Source organism: Streptomyces sp. DSM 118878, from assembly GCF_052936595.1.
In genome coordinates this window covers 4255231-4273972 of the sequence record NZ_CP193622.1, presented here as the reverse complement: position 1 = coordinate 4273972, position 18742 = coordinate 4255231, and the positions used below count along the sequence as shown (strand labels likewise).

Here is an 18742-nt window from a genome sequence, read left to right as displayed (position 1 = left end):
GCGTCGTGGACGGTGGCGGGGACGGTGTGGACCGTGGCGGGGGCGTCGTGGACGGTGGTGGGGACCTCGTGGACAGTGGCGGGGGCAGGGAAGGCTTCGGCGGGCTCGTGCTGAGCGGCGTGCGCTCGCTGTGCGACCCGAGGCGGCTGCCGCTGCCGCCGCTGACGACGCCACGGTGGCTGCGCTGGGCCCCGCACCTGCTCGTCGTGTGGCTGGCGGTCGGGGTGACCGTCGGCAACTCCGACCAGTTCAACCAGCGGTACGGCCTCGGCCACGCGCTCGGCTCCGTGGTGACGCTCGCCCAGGGCGTGGCCGTGGTGCTCGCCCTGTGGCGGCCGGTCCCCGCCTGGTGGCTGTCGCTCGCGGCGACCGAGACGGCGGCCCTCTGCTCGACGGGGAGCCTGCCGCACGGCGACGGGAACGAACCATGGCCCTGGGCCCCGCCGGGCCTCGTCGCGCACGCGGTGATCACGCTGCTGCTCGCCCTGCGCCTGCCCACCCGCGTGGCCATGACGGCGCTCGTGGTCGGCGTGGGTCTCCCCCCGCTGCTCCAGGAGGCGCGGGTCCCGCGTCAGTACGACAGCACGGTGTTCCTGTCGGTGGTCGTCCTCGGCGCCGCCACGCTGATCGGCACGCTGCTGCGCGGCCGGCGCGAGGCGCGGTCCCAGCTCGTCCGGCAGGAGACGCTCACCGCCGAGGAGCGGGCCCGGCGCACCCTCCTGGAGGAGCGCGGCCGCATCGCCCGCGAGCTGCATGACGTGGTCGCCCACCACATGTCCGTGATCTCGATCCAGGCGCAGGTCACCCCGCACCTGGTCGAGAACCCGTCGGAGGAGCTGAAGGAGAACCTCGCGGGCATCAGGGACAACGCCCTGGAGGCACTCACCGAACTGCGCCGGGTCCTCGGCGTCCTGCGCGCGGAGCACCCCGGGGACCCCGAGGCCGCCCCGCAGGCGCCGCTGCCCACCCTGGAGCGCCTCGACGCGCTGGTGGACAACGCCCGCCTGGCCGGTCTCACCGTGCACTGCGAGAGAACCGGGGAGCGGCTTCCGCTGCCGCCGGGCGTCGACCTGTCGGCGTACCGCATCGTGCAGGAGGCGCTGAGCAACGCGCTGCGGCACGCGCCCGGCTCGACGGTCCGCGTCGAGCTCGCGCGGACCGGGGCGGGGCTGCGCGTCCGCGTCGCGAACACCGCGCCCCGCACCAAGGCCCCGCCCTCGCCGGGCGCGGGCCACGGACTGCTCGGGATGCGGGAGCGCACGGCGATGCTGGGCGGTGACCTCGCCGTGGGGGCCACGGCGGACGGCGGCTATGAGGTCTCCGCCTTCCTCCCGGCCCACCGGCCACTCTGAGTCTGTGTCATCACCCACCCACCTACGAACGGGGACAGCACGTCATGACGATCCGGGTTCTGGTCGCCGACGACCAGGTCATGGTCAGGCAGGGCTTCTCGGTCCTGCTGAACGCGGAGCCGGACATCGAAGTGGTCGGCCAGGCCGTGGACGGACGGGACGCGGTCGCCAGGGTGGCCGAGCTGACGCCCGACGTGGTCCTCATGGACATCCGCATGCCCGAGATGAGCGGCATCGAGGCCACCCGCCGCGTCACGGCCGACCTGCCGGAGATGCGTGTCCTCGTCCTGACCACCTTCGACCTGGACGAGTACGTGTACGAGGCGCTGCGCGCGGGTGCCTCGGGTTTCCTGCTGAAGGACGCGTCGGCGGCCCAGCTCGCCGAGGCCGTCCGTGTCGTGGCCGCCGGTGACGCGCTGCTCGCGCCCGGCATCACCCGACGTCTCATCGCGGAGTTCTCGCGCATGGACGGGGGTCCGCGCGGCCCGTTGAAGGCCCGCGTCGGCGAGCTCACCGAGCGTGAGACGGAGGTGCTGGCGCTGATCGCGGGGGGCCTGTCGAACGCGGAGATGGCGGGGCGGCTCGTGGTCGCCGAGCAGACCGTGAAGACACACGTGGGCCGCATCCTGGCGAAGCTGGGCCTGCGGGACCGCACGCAGGCCGCGGTGTACGCGTACGAGACGGGGGTCGTCAGACCTTCGGGGTACTGACGGGGTGACGGGGTGCCGACGGCGTGACGGAAAGCACGTCCTCCCTGGCGGCGCCCGCGTAGTACCTGCGACGGACCCCGCAGAACCCCTCTCGCTGTGGACGACCCCATGACGCCGTCCCCGTACCTTCGTAGGCGTGACCGAGATGAATGATCCGCTCAAGGCCAGAGGCCGGCGCAGCCCCGAGTACCGCCTCGTGTTGGAGGCCGTCGGCGGCATGCGACAGGCGTTGTTCCAGGATGCCTTCGACTACCGCCCGCTGCCGCCGAAGAAGGCGGCCGGGCTGCTCAGCAGGCGCCTCCCGAAGCGGATGCGCGGGTACGCGGTCTGGACCCGGCACGGCCTGGTGGCGCTCGCGGCCGCGATCACCGTGCTCGTCGCCTACCAGCGGGACCTGGGCGGCAACGGCGCCATGTACATGCTGACCGGCTTCATTCCCGCCGTCGCCGTCCTGATGACCCTGATCAGGCCGGTCGGCGCCTTCTGGGTCTCGCTGGTCTCCACCCCCTTCACGGGCGCGCTCGCCAACAGCTGGGACGGCCTGCCGTGGACACCGCCCGCCTTCTTCGCGCACATCGTGGTGATGGTCGTGGTGGCCGCGCGGACCGGCCCGCGCACCGCGCTGTGGATGTGGATCGGGACGGCGGCGTACTCCCTGGCCTATGAGGGCGTCTGGGGCCTGGGGAGTTCCAACTCCGTGCCGATGCTGTTCTTCTCCGGGGTCGCCCTGCTGATCACCACGATGATCCACGTGCGCCGCGAGGCCCAGCGCGAGGTGACGGTGCAGCGGACCGTCACCGCCATCGAGCGCGACAAGCGCACGCTCCTGGAGGAGCGCACCAACATCGCCCGCGAGCTGCACGACGTGGTCGCGCACCACATGTCGGTGGTCGCCATCCAGGCCGAGGCCGCGCCCTACCGGGTGGAGAATCCGCCGCCCGAGCTGGAGCAGGCGTTCGTGACGATCCGGGAGAACGCGGTGTCGGCCCTGACCGAGCTGCGGCGCGTCCTCGGCGTCGTGCGCGCCGAGGACTACGAGGCCCCGGACGCCCCGCAGCCCACCCTCGCCGACCTCGACCGGCTCCTGGACAACGTGCGGGACGCGGGCCTTGAGGTCGAGAAGGTGATCACCGGGGCGGCGCGTGAGCTGCCGCAGGGCGTGGAGCTCTCGGCGTACCGGATCGTGCAGGAGGCGCTGAGCAACAGCCTGCGGCACGCGCCCGGCGCGGCGGCCCGCGTGGAGATCGGCCACGTCCTGGGCGGCCTGGGCCTGCGCATCGTCAATGGCCCGGCGAAGGGCCTGGTCAAGCCGTCCCCCGGGGCCGGCCACGGCATCACGGGCATGCGTGAGCGTGTCACGATGCTGGACGGCGAGATGACGGCGGAGGCGACGGCGGACGGTGGCTATGAGGTCACGGTCTTCCTGCCGGTCGCGCTCGCGGACCGAATGGACCCGGCGGGAGCGGACTCGTGACGATCAAGGTGCTCATCGCCGACGACCAGATGATGGTGCGGGAGGGGTTCTCCGTCCTCCTCAACGCCATGCCCGACATCGAGGTCATCGGCGAGGCGGTCAACGGCCGGGAGGCGGTCGACCGGGTCCGCGAACTCGCGCCCGACGTCGTCCTCATGGACATCCGCATGCCCGAGCTGAACGGCATCGAGGCGACCCGCGAGATCGTCGCCTCCGAGGGGACGGCGAAGGTGCTGGTCCTGACCACGTTCGACCTCGATGAGTACGTGTACCAGGCGCTGCGCGCGGGCGCCTCCGGGTTCCTCCTCAAGGACGCCTCCGCCCGCCAGCTCGCGGACGGGGTACGGGTGGTGGCCTCCGGTGAGGCGCTGCTCGCGCCGTCGGTGACGCGCCGGCTCATCACGGAGTTCTCGAAGCTGGCGGACACGCCCCGGCTCTCCGCGTCGTTCCACGCCCAGCAGTACGGCGAGCTGACCGAGCGCGAGACAGAGGTCCTCGTGCTGATCGCGCAGGGCCTGTCGAACGCGGAGATCGCCTCCCGCCTGGTGGTCGCGGAGTCCACCATCAAGACGCACGTCAGCAGGGTCCTGGTGAAGCTGGGGCTGCGGGACCGCACGCAGGCGGCGGTGTTCGCGTACGAGGCACGACTGGTCACGCCGGGCTGACCCTGGCCGTAGCCCTCCGGCGCCGCTAGCGTCGCGGCATGGACGCAGCCTTCGAGGCCTCCGCGGTCTTCGCCCCCTCGTCACCGGAGTTCGTCGCCGATCCGTATCCCGCCTACGCCCGGCTGCGCGAGGCCGGGCGGGTGCATCACTACGCCCCCACCGACCAGTGGCTGGTCCCGCACCACGCGGACGTGTCGGCGCTGCTGCGGGACCGGCGGCTGGGGCGGACGTATCTCCACCGGTTCACGCACGAGGAGTTCGGCCGCGCGGCCCCGCCGCCCGAGCACGAGCCGTTCCACACGCTCAACGACCACGGCATGCTCGACCTGGAGGCGCCCGCGCACACCCGCATCCGCCGCCTGGTGGCCAAGGCGTTCACGCCCCGCACGGTCGAGCGGCTGCGGCCGTACGTCGAGGAGTTGGCGGACACCTTGGTGCGTGACCTGGTGGCGGACGGCGGCGGGGACCTCGTCGCGCGGATCGCCGAACCGCTCCCGGTGGCGGTGATCGCCGAGATGCTGGGTGTCCCCGAGTCCGACCGGCATCTGCTCCGGCCCTGGTCGGCGGCGATCTGCGGCATGTACGAGCTGAACCCGGGCGAGGAGACGGCGGCCCGCGCGGTCCGGGCCTCGGTGGAGTTCTCGGCGTATCTGCGGGAGTTGATCGAGGCCCGCCGCGCGGAGCCGGGCGACGATCTGGTCTCGGGCCTGATCGAGGCGTACGAGGACGGGGAGCGGCTCAGCGAGCAGGAGATGATCTCCACCTGCGCGCTGCTGCTCAACGCGGGGCACGAGGCGACCGTCAACGCCACGGTCAACGGCTGGCACGCGCTGTTCCGCCACCCCGGGCAACTGGCCGCCCTGCGCGCCGACCCCGGGCGGCTGATCCCCACGGCGGTGGAGGAGCTGATGCGCTTCGACACCCCGCTCCAGCTCTTCGAACGCTGGGTGCTCGACGACATCGAGATCGACGGCACGACGATTCCGCGCGGCGCCGAACTGGCGCTCCTCTTCGGCTCCGCCAACCACGACCCGGCCGTCTTCACCCGCCCCGCCGAACTCGACCTGGCCCGGCGCGACAACCCCCATGTCTCCTTCAGCGCGGGCATCCACTACTGCATCGGCGCACCGCTGGCCCGCATCGAACTGGCGGCGTCCCTGGCCGCGCTCCTGCGCAGGGCCCCGAAGCTCCGGCTCGCGGCCGAACCCGACCGCAAGCCGAACTTCGTGATCCGGGGCCTGCGGGAACTCCTGGTCGAGACCTAGAGATACCCCGTGGCCCCGTGGGCTTCCCGGGCTTCCCGGGCTTCCGGCGGAGCTTTGCCCGGGCGCCGCCCCTAACCGGTCATGTCCCGCCTCCGCAGCCCCGCGAGCCCCGCGGCGACGAGCACCGCCGCGATCAGGGTGAGGAGCAGCAGCGGCGGCCAGTCCATCGCGGCCCCGGGCAGCTTCGGCAGGTGCCCGAAGGGGGAGAGGTCCATGACCGCCCCGGGGAGGTCGAGCGCCGGGCCGATCCAGCCGATCGCCAGGCAGCTCCCGACGACGGCCCAGGCGGCGACGGCCGCCTTCGGGTACGCCCCGACGAGCAGTACCGCGAGGCCGCCGAGCGCCCAGATCGCCGGGAGCTGCGCCAGGCTCGCGCCGACCAGGGCCGCCGCGTCCTGCCCATGGCCGACTGCCATGCCGAGGCCGCAGACGACCATGAGGACCACCGTCCCGCCGAACGCGATCACCAGATGCCCGGCGGCCCACCGCAGCCGTCCTACCGCGCCCGCGAGTACCGGCTCGGCGCGCTGCGAGGTCTCCTCGCCGTTCAGCCGCAGCACGGACGCCACGACGTAGAGGGCGGCGACCATGCCGAAAAGCCCGGTGATGGTGGCCAGGAAGGCGTCCGTCAGCCCGGCCTGGCCGCCCATGCGCTCGATGATGTCGCGGGTGCTCCGGTTCTCCCCCACGAGATCGGCCGCACCGGAGGCCATGCCTCCGAACACGATCCCTGCCAGCAGGAACCCGGCCGTCCAGCCGATCACGCTGCCCCGCTGGAGACGCAGGGCGAGCGCGCCCGGGGTGGCGATCCGGCCCCGCGCGGGCCCCGGCCGTGTCGGCAGGAAACTCATGCCGAGGTCGCGGCGCCCCGCGAGCGCGTACGCGACGAAGCACTGCGCCACGATCGCGCCGCCGATGAGCGCGAGCACCCACCAGCGCTCACCCGCGTAGGACCGCAGATTCTCCTGCCAGCCGAGCGGCGAGAGCCAGGTCAGCGGGGACGAGCCGTCCGCCGTGCCCGCGTCACCCGCGGCCCGCAGGACGAACGCCGTGCCGAGGACGGCCGCCGTGAGGCCCTTGGCGAGCCGCGCGCTCTCGGTGAGCTGCGCGGCGACGGCCGCCACGCCGGCGAAGAGCATGCCGGTGCCCGCGACCCCGACGCCGAGCGCGAACGCCCCCGCGGCGCCGCGCCCCGCCATGCCGAGGACGATCAGCAGCCCGGCGCACGCGTTGGCCGCGAACGCCGCGAGGAGCGCGGCGCTGAGCGGCGCCCGCCGCCCGACCACGGCCGCGGAGAGCAACTCCTGCCGCCCGGTCTCCTCCTCGTCACGGGTGTGCCGTACGACGATGACGAGGCTCATGACGGCGGCGAGCACCCCCGCGTAGCAGCCGATGCGCCAGGCGGAGAGGGCGCCGAGGGAGTCGCCGAAGACGGGCCCGTACATGGCCCGCATCGAGGAGTTGGCGTTCATCGACTCCATGGCGTCGGACCGTTCGGCGGCGGTCGCGTACACGCTCTCCAAGGAGCCCGGCATCGCGAGGACGATCCCGGAGACGACGAGCACCCAGACCGGCATCATCACCCGGTCGCGCCGCAGGGCGAGCCGCAACAGTGGTCCCGTTCCGGCGAGTTGGCGGTGGCCCGCGGTAGGGGGCACGGAGGCGGTACCGAGACCGACGGCGGCGGTCATCGCGTCATCGCCCCTTCCCGTACGCCGGTACCGGTACCGGTACCGGCCTCCGTGCCGTCCCGCACGTCGTCCTGGTAGTGCCGCAGGAACAGCTCCTCCAGGGTGGGCGGGGTGCTGGTCAGCGACCGGATGCCCGAGTCCGCGAGCGAGGTGAGCACCGCGCCGAGTTTGTCGGTGTCGACCTGGAGTTTCACCCGATGGCCGGGCCCGCCCTCGACCGACTTCTGGGTGGCGACGGCGAGGTCGTGGACGCCGGGGAGCGAGGACAGTCCGTCGGGCGGGCCGGTGAGTTCGGCGGTGACGCTGGTCCGCGTCAGATGGCGCAGTTCGGCCAGAGTGCCGCTCTCCACCGTCCGCCCTTTTCGGATGATGCTGACGCGGTCGCAGAGCGCCTCGACCTCGCTGAGGATGTGCGAGGAGAGCAGGATGGTCCGCCCGGCGCCGCGCGCCTCCTCCACGCACCCCTGGAAGACCTCCTCCATGAGCGGGTCGAGCCCGGAGGTCGGCTCGTCGAGGATCAGCAGGTCGACGTCGGACGCGAAGGCGGCGACGAGGGCGACCTTCTGGCGGTTTCCCTTGGAGTACGTGCGGCCCTTCTTCGTGGGGTCGAGCTCGAACCGCTCGATGAGCTGGTCACGCCGGGCCCGGTCGAGCCCGCCGCGCAGCTTTCCGTAGAGGTCGATGACCTCGCCCCCGGAGAGGTTGCGCCACAGGGTGACGTCGCCGGGGACGTACGCGATGCGGCGGTGCAGGGCCACCGCGTCGGCCCACGGATCACCGCCGAGCAGGCGCGTGGTGCCGGAGTCGGCGCGGAGCAGCCCGAGCAGGACGCGGATGGTGGTGGATTTCCCGGACCCGTTGGGCCCGAGGAAGCCGTGCACCTCGCCGGGTTCGACGTGCAGGTCGAGACCGTCGAGGGCGTGGGTGGGGCCGAACGACTTGTGCAGGCCGGACACGTCGACGGCCTGAGATGCCTTCGTCATGGTGCGAAAATACGCGCGCTTCACAAATTTGTGAAGTTAAGGAAGCGTATAAACTCACCCTGAACTTGCTCATGAGGGCGGCGGCAATGGTGACGGTGGCGACGAGGGTGGCGATGGTGGCCGGGGGAGCGCGGGAGATGATCGGCGGATGACCAAGGACGACGACGGGACGCGGGACGGAACGCGGGACGGAACGCGGGACGGGACGCGGGACGGTAAGGCGGAGGTCGTGTCGCGGTTCGTGGAGCAGTTCGCCGCGCAGCTCGTCGAGGCGGGCATGCCCCGGATGCCCGCCCGTATCTTCGCCGCCCTGCTCGCCTCCGACTCGGGCGCGCTCACCTCGGCCGAGCTGGGCGAACGGCTGCGGGTGAGCCCCGCCGCGGTGTCGGGCGCCGTGCGGTACCTCACCCAGCAGCACATGGTCACGCGGGAGCGCGAGCCCGGGACCCGGCGGGACATCTTCCGGGTGCACGACAACCAGTGGTACGAGGCGCTGGGCAACCGTGACGGGGTGCTCAAGCGCTGGGAGGCCGCGCTGCGGGACGGCGTCGCCAACCTCGGCCCGGACACCCCGGCCGGCCGCCGCCTCTCCGAGACGCTGGCGTTCTTCGAGTTCATCGAGGCCGAGCTGGCAGGCATGATGGCCCGCTGGCGAGTCCACCGCGAGACGCTTTTCGGCAAGAACCGCGAGAACTGAGGGCGGGGCGAGGCGCGCCGGCGGGGGGGCGGGGGAAGCCGCTGGTCAGGCGGCCCGCTGAGGCACCGCCTCAAGCCCGGCCTCAAGCCCGGCCTCAAGCCCGGCCTCAAGTCCGGCCTCAAGCCCGGTCTCAAGCCCGGCCGGCCCCGTGGTGGCCCCGGCCCCCTCACCGAGGCAGCGTCAGCCCCCACGCCTCCGGGCGTACCGTCCACGTCCGCGTGCGTACCGGGCCCGTGACCACCGCGTCCGCGCGGTAGCGGAAGTCGGCCCCCGACACCGTCACCGTCCGTGCCCGCACCCGCAGTGGCGCCGCCTCCGCGCCCACCGAGGACGGCCGCACCTCCACCTGGGCGAGCCCGCCGCCCCCGGCGGTGACGTGGATACCGGCGACCGGCTGGCCCAGGTCGACCAGGGTGACGCCGTCCGCCTCCACCCGCAGCCGCGCGGGCCCCGGCACCGGCGCCGTAGCCACCCGCGAGGGCCGCGCGGCCAGGGTCCGTACGAAGGACTGGCAGGTCCGCAGCCAGGCGTGCCCCTCCACGGTGGTCGTGGCACCGCCGGGCGCCTCCGGTGACCCGGCGGCGGAATCCGTCGCCCCCACCGGAGGAATCCGCAGGTCACCGAGGACGACCCCGTCGCTCTCGTCCACCAGCAGATCGAATCTCCGTACGCCCCCTTCGAGGACCGCGCGGGCCGCCGCGACCGCCCCCGCGGGCACTCCGAGGGCCCGCGCCAACGTCTGCGCGGGCCCCACCGGCACCAGCGAGAGCGCGGCGTCACCGAGCCCCCGCTCCCGGTGCAGGGCGGCCACGGCGCGCAGCAGGGCCCGGTCGTCACCCACCACCACGAGGCGTCTCGCACCCCGTCTGGCCAGGGCTTTCGTGAAGTCCTCGGGACTCTCGGGCAGACAGGTACGGATCGCCGCGCCCGCCCCGAGTACGTCCTTCGCGATCCGTACCGACTCGCCGTCCATGCGGCGGGCGACCGGGTCGATGACGACTAACAGGTGGTCGCGAGCCGACACGTCCGTCCTTCCTCGGGTAGCATCTTTGTGCAAGAGCCCCTTGCGCTATTGCGCCAGGGGCTTCGTCTATTCCGGGGCAGCATCCAAGGCACACCCATACGGCGGCTACGGCCCCCAGACCTTGGACATGCCCCGCCCGGAAGGGGTGTACGCCTGTGCCCGCACTTGTGCTGCTCGGTGCTCAGTGGGGTGACGAAGGCAAGGGAAAGGCCACTGACCTGCTCGGTGGCTCGGTGGACTATGTAGTGCGCTACCAGGGCGGCAACAACGCCGGCCACACGGTCGTCGTAGGCGACCAGAAGTACGCGCTGCATCTCCTCCCTTCCGGGATTCTCTCCCCGGACTGTGTGCCTGTCATCGGCAACGGAGTCGTCGTCGACCCGTCGGTCCTGCTCTCCGAGCTGAGCGGTCTGAACGAGCGCGGCGTCGACACGTCGAAGCTGCTGATCAGCGGAAACGCTCACATCATCACGCCGTACAACGTGACTGTCGACAAGGTGACGGAACGGTTCCTCGGCAAGCGCAAGATCGGCACCACGGGTCGCGGCATCGGCCCGACCTACGCCGACAAGATCAACCGCACCGGCATCCGCGTGCAGGACCTCTACGACGAGTCGATCCTCCAGCAGAAGGTCGAAGCGGCGCTGGAGATCAAGAACCAGCTCCTCACCAAGCTCTACAACCGCCGCGCGATCGAGGCGGAGCAGATCGTGGAGCAGCTCCTGGAGCACGGCGAGAACATCAAGCAGTACGTCGCCGACACGACCCTGATCCTCAACAACGCGCTCGACGAGGACAAGGTCGTCCTCTTCGAGGGCGGTCAGGGCACGCTCCTGGACGTGGACCACGGCACGTATCCCTTCGTCACCTCCTCGAACCCGACCGCGGGCGGCGCCTGCACGGGTACGGGCGTGGGCCCGACGAAGATCAGCCGTGTCATCGGCATCCTGAAGGCGTACACGACCCGCGTCGGCGCGGGCCCGTTCCCGACGGAACTGTTCGACAAGGACGGCGAGGCCCTCCGCACGATCGGCGGCGAGCGCGGCGTCACGACCGGCCGTGACCGGCGCTGCGGCTGGTTCGACGCGCCGATCGCCCGCTACGCGACCCGCGTGAACGGCCTGACGGACTTCTTCCTCACGAAGCTGGACGTCCTGACCGGCTGGGAGCAGATCCCGGTCTGCGTCGCGTACGAGATCGACGGCAAGCGCGTCGAGGAACTCCCGTACAACCAGACGGACTTCCACCACGCGAAGCCCGTCTACGAGTACCTCCCCGGCTGGTCCGAGGACATCACCAAGGCCCAGACCTTCTCCGACCTGCCGAAGAACGCGCAGGGCTACGTGAAGGCCCTGGAGGAGATGTCCGGCGCCCCGATCTCCGCGATCGGCGTGGGCCCGGGCCGCACGGAGACGATCGAGATCAACTCGTTCGTCTAGACAGCCGCTCAAAGGGGTGGGTCGCACCGAAGTGTGACCCACCCCTTCGGCATGTCCGGCAACCTGAGGCCATGACAGCTGACTTATTGCCGCACGAGTGAAATAAACTGCCAGGTCAGAACGGCGTGCACGAGAATGCACGTGCCCCATGCCGCAGGCCCGTGCTTTCCGCGACGGAAAACCGTCGCCCAGCCGACTGCCACCAGAACGATGGACAGGGAGAACAGCCCCCAGCAAATGGTGAGCCATGGCGTGGAGGAGTCCGCGAGGAGTTTGATGGCGGCCAGCGGCGCGAGGGCCAGAAGAGGAAGCGCCCACGTACCTTCGGTGGCTGCGCGCGGGGACGTGGTGTCAGTCATCCTTGATGCTGCTTTCCCCCGATTACAGGACTGTTCCCGCACGCCTCACGGTCAATGAGGAATCCGGTGCTCGGCAACTCAGCCTTCAGCGCCGGACATGCGCGCAGATTACCTGCGAAGCGAACACGTGACTACCATGTTGATCGCTCGACGCCATGGAATTGGCCAGCGGGTGGCCCGGGCTTTTTTGAAACCGGTACTTTCTCCCGCTACCGATAGCGGGAGAGGAATGTGGACCAGGCGTCCGCCGTGACCGTGAGGGTGGGGCCCTCGGGGTTCTTGGAGTCGCGGATGTGGGTGGTGGGGGTGTGGGGGCAGGGCGCGGCTTCGAGGCAGTTGCCACCGCCGCTGTCGCTGCGGCTCGCCTTGTGCCAGCCGTGGGCGACTTCGAGGCATTGGCCGCCACTGTCGTTGCTGTAGCTGGATTTGAACCACCGCAGTGCGCTGCTGCTCATGACCGTTCTTCTCCTGCCAGCCGCTCGATGAGGCTCAGCGAGTCGTCCGGGCTCAGAGCCTGTGTTCGGATCTTCGCATAACGGTGGGACAGTTGTGCCACCTTGGCGGGTTCGCTTACGAGGTGACTCTCGTCCTCGATCTCCATGTAGACCACGTGGTGGTGCTCCCCGGTCTCCACCAGGATCATGTCGCCGCGAGCGCCCGCATGAGCGCCGCGCAACCCGCGGTCCAGCGGCACTACCTGGATGCTGACATTGTCCCGTCCGGCGTCCTCGACGAGCGAGCGAAGCTGACCACGCAGAATGTCCCAGCTCCCGAACGGCCGACGTAGTACCGCCTCGTCGAGGATCAGCTCGATCATCGCCGTCGGATTACGATCGAAGAGCGCCTTGCGGGCCATGCGGGCCTCGACCAGTTCCTCCACCTTGGGCTCGGGCAGCTTCGGATAGCCGCCTCCGATCAGAGCCCTCGCGTAATCCTCGCTCTGGAAGAGCCCGTCCACCACGTACGTCTGGTACGAGGACAGCGTCACCGCCTGCGCCTCCATCAGGGAGAAGTCCTTGAACTGCGGTGGGTACTTGTCCATCAGGACGTACTTGCGGGCCTTCTCGAAGATGCCCAGGCCCGCTCCGATCACCTCCTCCAACTGGACCAGCATCTGGTCGCTCGCCGGCTGCGCGCACGTCTCCATCGCGCTGATCGCCGAGCCCGTGTAGCCGATCAACTCGCCCAACTTGTCCTGGGAGAGCTGCTGCTGCTCCCGCAGGGCCTTCGCCAAGGCGGCGACGAGGTGCGTGACGCCGCCTGCTTCGTCCTTGTTCCCGGACCGCGCCATTGCGGTCACCTCCGAGCTAGTACGGGATCGAACCGAACTCAAGTGTTCTCAACCGGTCTCAACCAGGCCTCGCCGAATCCTGACCGTGTGCGGTGGTCGACACAGAGTTATGGAAGACGCTATCCCCGTCCCGCTTAGCTGGTCCCATGAACACGCGAAACACGCAGGTCGGCTGGGTTCCTGCCGCCGGTTTCCAACTCCGTAAAGCAGGCGTCCGGTTCGACGCCGTCCGGGTCGACGGCGACGCGGGCCGCGCCCTCGCGGACGAGCTCGCCCGGCACACGGGCGGTGACCCCGGGCCGGTCGTCGAGGAGGCCAACGGCTGTCGCGCCGTGTACTTCTTCGTGCCGGTCGGCAGTACGTCGCACCGGGCGTGGCCGGACGGGGTCACCCGGCTGACGGCCGGGCCGGGGCGCGTCTCGTACATCCCGGTGCCCGCGCTCGACGGCTGGACCTGGCCCCTGAGTTGGCGCTACCGGCCCACCGGCGAGGGGCGGCTCGTCCATACGTTGCTGCTGCACGGCGCGCTTAGCTCGCACGGGTGAAGATTGCGAACGCCACCTGCACAAACGGGAGTTCCGGCTTGCGGTCGTCACTTTGCGTGGGCATAGAGTCACGCCGACAGCGCGGCCGGTCTCGGCGGCGCATAAAAATACCCCCGCGGTGCAACAAACACCCGGGGGCTCGACACCAGGAGCCACAACTCCGGATGCGCATCCATCGTACGACGCCCACCCGGGCGTTCTCCAGTTTCGCCAACTCTCTTCTCCGCGACAGGTCCATCTCCTGGTGCGCGGCAGGCGTACTGATGTACCTCCTCAGCCTTCCGAACGGCGCTCGCGCCACCGTTCGTTCACTCGCCGATCAGCGCAAGGAAGGGCGGATGCGGGTCGCCGCAGCCCTTCGTGAGCTGGAGGAATCCCGGTATCTGCGGCGCGTCGTCTACCACGACAAGGAGACCGGGCAACTCGGCACCGTTTACGAGGTGTTCGACGCGCCGTACGACGAGGCGCCCCCGGCGGGTGACGGAGAAAAAGTTCAGAACCTGGCCTCCGGCGAGTCGCCGGTCGGCGGGGCGGTGGCGAGGAGCGCGCTGCGGGGCGGGCCCGTACCGCAGCTCGCCTGAGCGGGCGGCCTGAGCGGGTTGAAGCCGCAGGCCCGCGAACCGTGGGGCCCGCGAACCGTGGGGTTCGCCAAGTACAGACTCCCGGCTCACATCCGTGCCGCCGGGCCTTCGAAGCAAACGGAGTGCCGTGACCATCACACTCGAACGCCCGGAGACGGTATACCGCCGGTATACTGTCACCATGGCTGACACCACGATCAAGGTCGACCCCGCCGTCCGTGACCGCCTCATGGAGCTCGCCCGCGAGCGGGGGATGACCATGCGCGATCTGGTCGCACAGCTCGCGGACGCCACCCCCACCAAGGAGGAGCAGCGGCGGAGGTACGAGGAGACGAAGGCGTACGTCGAGGAGCACTTCCTCGGCGGGCCCTACACCGAAGCGGACGAGAAGGCGGGCGAACAGCTCTGGGCCGATCTTGAGGCCGGACGCATCGGGGAGGTCCAGTGACCGAGAAGAAGACGTACCCGCTGCCGCGCGCCGTCATCTTCGACGACACCGCCGCGCTGGCACTCGGAGCGGGGAACAGGATGGCGTCCCGGCTCGTGGTCGAGGCCGAGAAGGACCCGGCCCTCAGGGTCTACGTACCCGCCCTTGCCCTCGCGGCCGCCGAACAGGACCGGGCCGGAGTGGCCGAACACGTCGGCTCGTTGCCGTCCGTCGACATCACGGAGCTGGACTTCGCGGCGGCGGCGGCCGTCGGCAAACAGCTGCGGACCAGTGGCACGGCGGGCTGGGGCGGGGCGCATGCGCTGCATCTCGCGCTGCCGTCGGCCGAGTGGCCGCGTGGCCGCCCGGTGCTGACCAGGGCGCCGGAACGCTACCGGGGCACAGGCATCCGGGCCCTCCGGATCGAGGCCTGACGCGGGGAGCGGGGCGGTGCCCGTAGGTGGTTCCCCCCCGCTCAGCCCGCGCCCGCGGTGGTGTCGCCGCAGATGCGTAGGCCCTCCGGCGTCGCGCACGGCAGGTGCCCATGGGTGCGGATGACGTCCAGGCCGTTGCCGCGTGCGTACGCGAGGAAGCTGGAGGCCAGGGAGTCGGCGGGGGGCTGGCCGTAGGTGTAGGCGTACTCGATCTCGCGGTACGGGTAGCCGCTCTTCTCCAGGTTCTCGGCGGACGGCGCGTGGCCCTCCAGGTTCAGGCGGTGCAGGCCCTTCAGGCCCTCCGCCGCGCGGAGTTCGCTGTAGCCGATGGCACCCGGGATGCGGCCGACGGCGTCGAGCACCTGCTCCGTGGAGTCCAGCTCGCAGCGGGTGACGGGCACCGACCGGTCGTCCTTGCCGAGGCAGTCGTTGGACGAGGCCTTGATCTCGAAGGCGCCGTCCAGGACGCGGCGCTGGAGGGTGTCACGGGTCCCCGAGCTCGAACCCCGGCTGACGAGGACCACCGGCAGGTTGGGGCCGCCGAGCTCCTCCCAGTTGCGTACGTCGCCCCGGTAGACGCGGCGCACCTGCGGCAACGTCAGGTTCGTCAGCCGTACGCGGTCGTTGAGGACCAGCGCGAAGACGGAGACGGCGACCCGGGTCTCCGCGAGGCGCGGGAAGCCGTCGGACTTCGGGCCGTCGGAGAAGCTGAGCAGGGGCGGCGAACCCTTGCCCCGGCTTCCGGCACCGGTATCGGCACCGGCACCGGCATCGGAACCGCCGCCGTCGTCGTCGTTTGCGCCGCTGAACCGCTTGCCCTCGTCGTTCAGTTCGCGTACGCCCGCCGCGCTGCCGTGCGCGGCGACCGTGATGTCGGAGCCCGGGCAGTCCTTCTCGTACTTGTCCGCCATCTCCTCGGCGACCGGCGCGAACGCGGTCGAGCCGAGCACGGTCAGCTCCCCCGTCGCGCACTCGATCGGCGGCGGGTCGTCGTCGCGCAGCACGATGATCGTGGCCAGCGTGATGACGGACAGGGTGAGCAGTACGGTCAGGAACCGCGCGGGCCGGGAGAGGACCGGCGGCTTGTCGTCGAGCGTGGTCGACCTGTTGGGCTGGACCTCGCCCGCCTGGATGCCGCCGGACACGATGACCTCGCCGCCGACGGGGCCGCCGGTGAGCAGGACCAGGAGCTTGTAGTGCTGGCCCCGGTTGAGCGGGACGCGCGGGATGTGCAGGGTGCTGCCCTCGTAGCGCAGGCCCGCGCCCGACGTGAAGTGCTCCATGAGGTGGTCGGCGCCGGCCGGCGCGGTCACCGCGAGGCCCCGGACGGTACGGCCCGAGAAGACGGCGGTCAGGCCGTGCAGGGCGCGGCCGGTGTAGTCGGCGTCGGAGACGGACTGCGAGCCGTCGTTCTCGACGCGGAGCAGGACGAGGGTGGCGTCGGACATCTCGGGCGTCTCGTCGAACAGCCCGAGGCGGGCGTTGGCGCCCCCCGTACGGACGTTGTCGCCTATGGCGGTGTCCAGCTGCACCCGGTAGCCGATGCGCTTCCGGCGCGGCACCCGGCGTTCGTACCAGAGTGCCCCGACGGTGGCGGCCAGGCCCAGGACCGCCGTGAGCACGGCGATGGTGTTTTCGGTGCTCAACCACTCCATGAGCGGTGACCGTAGGCGCCCGGCGGCCGGCGCGGGCCGCCATCGCCGTCCCGTCGGCGACTGTTCGCCGACGGTTCAGCTCGTACGTACGGTTCAGCTCGTACGTGCGGTTCGGCGGGCCGAGGCGGTGTCCCGCGCGCTCAGCCCGCCTTGTCGTAGGTCATCTCGCCCGTGCCGTCCGTGTTGGCGCGGCGCAGCTTGCCGTTGCCGAGGATCGTGACGACGCTCGGTTTGCCCGGGGTGCACGCCTCCATGGGCTCGCCCACCGTGATCTCGGTGCCGCTGAAGTGCAGCCGCTCGTCGGAGGCGGACTCCAGCTTGCCCTGGAAGACGCAGCGGTAGGGGGTGCCGTCCTTCATCGGGCCCTCCGCGACCAGGGACAGCGAGGTGTCCCCGGTCTCGCCCTGCTGGAGGGTGAGGCGGCGGGTGTGGTGTCCCGCCTCGTTGTCGAGGCCGCCGGCCCAGGTGCCGAGGTACTTGTCGGGCACCGCGCCCTCGTCGTCGTCCTGGGTGGTGGGCGTGGGGTCAGGAGTGCTCGGCCCCGGGGTGGGGGAGGACGGGCCGGGTGTCCGTGGGCCGCTGCTCACGGAGTCCTTGGCGTCGTCGTCCTTCTTGTCGTTGCCCTCGCCGTTCATCACGGCGTAGACCGTGCCGCCCGCGCCGATGGCCACTATCAGCGCCACGGCGATCAGCGCCGCCGTCGAGCGGCCGTTGCGGCGCGGTGGCTCGGGCTGGCCGAAGGAAACGTACCCGGGGCCGTAGGGAGGCGTCGGACCGTACGCGGGAGGGGGCTGCTGTTGCCCGTGGCCATGGCCGGCCGGCGGCGGCTGGTGCTGCTGCGGATAGCCGTACGCCGGGGCGCCGGCCGGCGGCGCCGGCGGCGGGGCCTGGCCCGAGACCATGGTGGGCAGGTGGTCGAGAGGCGCGGCGCCGGGTGCGCCCGGGGGCGGGGGCGTGTGCCCGTCGGCGGCGGGCGCCCCGGCGGCGTTGCGGGCGCCGTTCTGCGCGGCTGTCGCTCCGGCGGCGGCCGCAGGGGAAGTCGCGGGCGGCCGCGGCGGCACCCCGCCGGGCGGCGCACCCGCGGAGGGACTCCTCCCCGGAGCCGCGCCCTGCGAGGAACCCTGCGGCGGCACGGAACCCGGCGCGGAACCCGGCACGGAACCCTGCGGCGATGACCCGTCCGGCGAGGCGTCCGCGGAGGCCGCGCCCGCCTGAGCCCTCGGCTCGTCCGGGTCCTCCGCGTCCAGCAACCGCACGGCGTGCCGCCCCAGTTGCGCGACGAGCGCACCCGGCAGCCACGGGTCGAGCGTGTGGCCGGCCTCGCTCAGCGTGTCCTGCGCGCCCGTGAGCCCCAGGACGTCGTCGAGGGAGGGCCGGGACGCGGGGTCCTTGCGCAGACAGGCGGCGATCAGCTCGGAGAGGCTCTCGGGGAGCCCCTCCAGGTCGGGTTCCTCCTGCGCGATGCGGAACATCAGCGCGTGCACACCGCTGTTGGCCGTGCCGAAGGGCAGCGCGCCCGACGCCGCGTACGCGAGGACGGAGCCGAGGCAGAAGACGTCGCAGGCCGGGGTGATCCGGTCGCCGCGCACCTGCTCGGGCGCCATGAAACCGGGCGAGCCGACGAGCGCCCCGGTGCGGGTCAGGCCGCCGTCGGTGACCGTCTCCAGGGCGCGGGCGATGCCGAAGTCGATGACGCGCGGGCCGTCGATCGTGATGAGTACGTTGGACGGCTTGAGGTCGCGGTGGACGATGCCCGCCGCGTGGATGTCCTTGAGGGCGTTGGCCAGGCCGGCCGCGAGGATGGTCACCGACCGCTCGGGCAGTGGCCCGTGGCCGTGCGAGACGACGCTTTGCAGAGAGGGCCCCGCCACATATCCCGTCGCCACCCAGGGGATGGCCGCCTCGGTGTCGGCGTCGAGCACGGGCGCCGTCCACGCCCCGCCGACCTGCCGCGCGGCCTGCACCTCCTGCCGGAAGCGGTTCCTGAACTCGTCCTGCTCCGCCAGCTCCTGGCGCACCAGCTTCACCGCGACCGTGCGGCCCCTGCCGGACCGCGCGAGGTACACCTGCCCCATGCCGCCGGCGCCGAGCCGTGCCAGCAGCCGATACGCTCCGATACGCTGCGGATCACCGGCCCCGAGCTTCTCCAT

Annotated in this window: 19 protein-coding genes; 11 read left to right on the top strand and 8 right to left on the bottom strand. The window is 71.5% G+C overall.

The annotated features are described in order from the left end of the window. The first annotated feature begins 5 nt into the window (after positions 1-5). From ACRAKF_RS18990 to ACRAKF_RS18970, 5 genes are all read left to right on the top strand, one after another. On the top strand, positions 6-1352 hold the full coding sequence (locus tag ACRAKF_RS18990) for a sensor histidine kinase (RefSeq protein ID WP_447038352.1): 1347 nt from the start codon (positions 6-8) through the stop codon (positions 1350-1352). Between the two features lie 44 nt (positions 1353-1396). Further along, positions 1397-2062, top strand: coding sequence for a response regulator (locus ACRAKF_RS18985; protein WP_447038351.1), 666 nt, complete (start codon positions 1397-1399; stop codon positions 2060-2062). Between the two features lie 145 nt (positions 2063-2207). Beyond that, the gene (locus ACRAKF_RS18980; protein ID WP_447042061.1) at positions 2208-3536 is read left to right on the top strand and encodes a sensor histidine kinase; all 1329 of its coding nucleotides are present in this window, start codon (positions 2208-2210) and stop codon (positions 3534-3536) included. Beyond that, positions 3533-4201, top strand: coding sequence for a response regulator (locus tag ACRAKF_RS18975; protein ID WP_447038350.1), 669 nt, complete (start codon positions 3533-3535; stop codon positions 4199-4201). The genes ACRAKF_RS18980 and ACRAKF_RS18975 overlap by 4 nt, the downstream gene beginning before the upstream one ends. A 38-nt stretch (positions 4202-4239) precedes the next feature. Next, complete coding sequence (locus ACRAKF_RS18970; protein WP_447038349.1) at positions 4240-5466, top strand: cytochrome P450; 1227 nt, start codon at positions 4240-4242, stop codon at positions 5464-5466. 71 nt (positions 5467-5537) lie between these two features. On the opposite strand, the gene ACRAKF_RS18965 is transcribed toward ACRAKF_RS18970, so the two are convergent. Then, positions 5538-7157, bottom strand: a complete 1620-nt coding sequence (locus ACRAKF_RS18965) for an ABC transporter permease (protein WP_447038348.1) — start codon at positions 7155-7157, stop codon at positions 5538-5540. Beyond that, entirely contained in the window at positions 7154-8140 is a 987-nt protein-coding gene (locus tag ACRAKF_RS18960) for an ATP-binding cassette domain-containing protein (RefSeq protein ID WP_447038347.1), read from the bottom strand. The genes ACRAKF_RS18965 and ACRAKF_RS18960 overlap by 4 nt, the downstream gene beginning before the upstream one ends. A 148-nt stretch (positions 8141-8288) precedes the next feature. Here ACRAKF_RS18960 and ACRAKF_RS18955 point away from each other — a divergent pair, with 148 nt between their 5' ends. Continuing rightward, a complete protein-coding gene (locus tag ACRAKF_RS18955) occupies positions 8289-8837 on the top strand; it encodes a GbsR/MarR family transcriptional regulator (RefSeq protein ID WP_447038346.1) in 549 nt (182 codons plus the stop codon). Between the two features lie 166 nt (positions 8838-9003). On the opposite strand, the gene ACRAKF_RS18950 is transcribed toward ACRAKF_RS18955, so the two are convergent. Then, entirely contained in the window at positions 9004-9810 is an 807-nt protein-coding gene (locus tag ACRAKF_RS18950; protein ID WP_447042059.1) for a diacylglycerol kinase family protein, read from the bottom strand. Positions 9811-10016: 206 nt separating this feature from the next. Between ACRAKF_RS18950 and ACRAKF_RS18945 the strand changes: the two genes are divergently transcribed. Further along, positions 10017-11300, top strand: a complete 1284-nt coding sequence (locus tag ACRAKF_RS18945; RefSeq protein WP_447038345.1) for an adenylosuccinate synthase — start codon at positions 10017-10019, stop codon at positions 11298-11300. Positions 11301-11383: 83 nt separating this feature from the next. Here ACRAKF_RS18945 and ACRAKF_RS18940 read toward each other — a convergent pair whose 3' ends face one another. The 3 genes from ACRAKF_RS18940 to ACRAKF_RS18930 all read right to left on the bottom strand — a co-directional run bounded on the left by ACRAKF_RS18940 (position 11384) and on the right by ACRAKF_RS18930 (position 12950). Continuing rightward, positions 11384-11659, bottom strand: coding sequence for a hypothetical protein (locus ACRAKF_RS18940; RefSeq protein ID WP_447038344.1), 276 nt, complete (start codon positions 11657-11659; stop codon positions 11384-11386). A 209-nt stretch (positions 11660-11868) separates the two neighbouring features. Further along, complete coding sequence (locus ACRAKF_RS18935) at positions 11869-12114, bottom strand: DUF397 domain-containing protein (RefSeq protein WP_447038343.1); 246 nt, start codon at positions 12112-12114, stop codon at positions 11869-11871. After that, positions 12111-12950: a helix-turn-helix domain-containing protein gene (locus ACRAKF_RS18930; protein ID WP_447038342.1), complete on the bottom strand. Its 840-nt coding sequence runs from the start codon at positions 12948-12950 to the stop codon at positions 12111-12113. The genes ACRAKF_RS18935 and ACRAKF_RS18930 overlap by 4 nt, the downstream gene beginning before the upstream one ends. Positions 12951-13096: 146 nt before the next feature. On the opposite strand from ACRAKF_RS18930, the gene ACRAKF_RS18925 reads away from it, so the two are divergent. The 4 genes from ACRAKF_RS18925 to ACRAKF_RS18910 all read left to right on the top strand — a co-directional run bounded on the left by ACRAKF_RS18925 (position 13097) and on the right by ACRAKF_RS18910 (position 14937). After that, positions 13097-13495, top strand: a complete 399-nt coding sequence (locus tag ACRAKF_RS18925) for a hypothetical protein (RefSeq protein ID WP_447038341.1) — start codon at positions 13097-13099, stop codon at positions 13493-13495. A 164-nt stretch (positions 13496-13659) separates the two neighbouring features. Next, on the top strand, positions 13660-14076 hold the full coding sequence (locus ACRAKF_RS18920; RefSeq protein WP_447038340.1) for a hypothetical protein: 417 nt from the start codon (positions 13660-13662) through the stop codon (positions 14074-14076). A 181-nt stretch (positions 14077-14257) separates the two neighbouring features. After that, entirely contained in the window at positions 14258-14524 is a 267-nt protein-coding gene (locus ACRAKF_RS18915) for a hypothetical protein (RefSeq protein WP_447038339.1), read from the top strand. Then, positions 14521-14937: a hypothetical protein gene (locus tag ACRAKF_RS18910; protein WP_447038338.1), complete on the top strand. Its 417-nt coding sequence runs from the start codon at positions 14521-14523 to the stop codon at positions 14935-14937. The genes ACRAKF_RS18915 and ACRAKF_RS18910 overlap by 4 nt, the downstream gene beginning before the upstream one ends. A 41-nt stretch (positions 14938-14978) precedes the next feature. Here the strand turns inward: ACRAKF_RS18910 and ACRAKF_RS18905 are convergent, their stop codons facing one another. Together ACRAKF_RS18905 and ACRAKF_RS18900 are read right to left on the bottom strand one after the other, a co-directional pair. Then, positions 14979-16592, bottom strand: coding sequence for a PstS family phosphate ABC transporter substrate-binding protein (locus ACRAKF_RS18905; protein ID WP_447038337.1), 1614 nt, complete (start codon positions 16590-16592; stop codon positions 14979-14981). Between the two features lie 140 nt (positions 16593-16732). After that, the gene (locus ACRAKF_RS18900) at positions 16733-18742 is read right to left on the bottom strand and encodes a serine/threonine-protein kinase (RefSeq protein WP_447038336.1); all 2010 of its coding nucleotides are present in this window, start codon (positions 18740-18742) and stop codon (positions 16733-16735) included.

What these genes read in the sequence shown, in the direction of transcription:
- ACRAKF_RS18985 (WP_447038351.1), top strand. Translation starts at nt 1,397, where the DNA reads ATGACGATCCGGGTTCTGGTCGCCGACGACCAGGTCATGGTCAGGCAG.
- ACRAKF_RS18980 (WP_447042061.1), top strand. Translation starts at nt 2,208, where the DNA reads ATGAATGATCCGCTCAAGGCCAGAGGCCGGCGCAGCCCCGAGTACCGC.
- ACRAKF_RS18970 (WP_447038349.1), top strand. Translation starts at nt 4,240, where the DNA reads ATGGACGCAGCCTTCGAGGCCTCCGCGGTCTTCGCCCCCTCGTCACCG.
- ACRAKF_RS18965 (WP_447038348.1), bottom strand. Translation starts at nt 7,157, where the DNA reads ATGACCGCCGCCGTCGGTCTCGGTACCGCCTCCGTGCCCCCTACCGCG.
- ACRAKF_RS18960 (WP_447038347.1), bottom strand. Translation starts at nt 8,140, where the DNA reads ATGACGAAGGCATCTCAGGCCGTCGACGTGTCCGGCCTGCACAAGTCG.
- ACRAKF_RS18955 (WP_447038346.1), top strand. Translation starts at nt 8,289, where the DNA reads ATGACCAAGGACGACGACGGGACGCGGGACGGAACGCGGGACGGAACG.
- ACRAKF_RS18950 (WP_447042059.1), bottom strand. Translation starts at nt 9,810, where the DNA reads ATGGACGGCGAGTCGGTACGGATCGCGAAGGACGTACTCGGGGCGGGC.
- ACRAKF_RS18940 (WP_447038344.1), bottom strand. Translation starts at nt 11,659, where the DNA reads ATGACTGACACCACGTCCCCGCGCGCAGCCACCGAAGGTACGTGGGCG.
- ACRAKF_RS18935 (WP_447038343.1), bottom strand. Translation starts at nt 12,114, where the DNA reads ATGAGCAGCAGCGCACTGCGGTGGTTCAAATCCAGCTACAGCAACGAC.
- ACRAKF_RS18930 (WP_447038342.1), bottom strand. Translation starts at nt 12,950, where the DNA reads ATGGCGCGGTCCGGGAACAAGGACGAAGCAGGCGGCGTCACGCACCTC.
- ACRAKF_RS18925 (WP_447038341.1), top strand. Translation starts at nt 13,097, where the DNA reads ATGAACACGCGAAACACGCAGGTCGGCTGGGTTCCTGCCGCCGGTTTC.
- ACRAKF_RS18920 (WP_447038340.1), top strand. Translation starts at nt 13,660, where the DNA reads ATGCGCATCCATCGTACGACGCCCACCCGGGCGTTCTCCAGTTTCGCC.
- ACRAKF_RS18915 (WP_447038339.1), top strand. Translation starts at nt 14,258, where the DNA reads ATGGCTGACACCACGATCAAGGTCGACCCCGCCGTCCGTGACCGCCTC.
- ACRAKF_RS18905 (WP_447038337.1), bottom strand. Translation starts at nt 16,592, where the DNA reads ATGGAGTGGTTGAGCACCGAAAACACCATCGCCGTGCTCACGGCGGTC.
- ACRAKF_RS18900 (WP_447038336.1), bottom strand. Translation starts at nt 18,742, where the DNA reads ATGGAGAAGCTCGGGGCCGGTGATCCGCAGCGTATCGGAGCGTATCGG.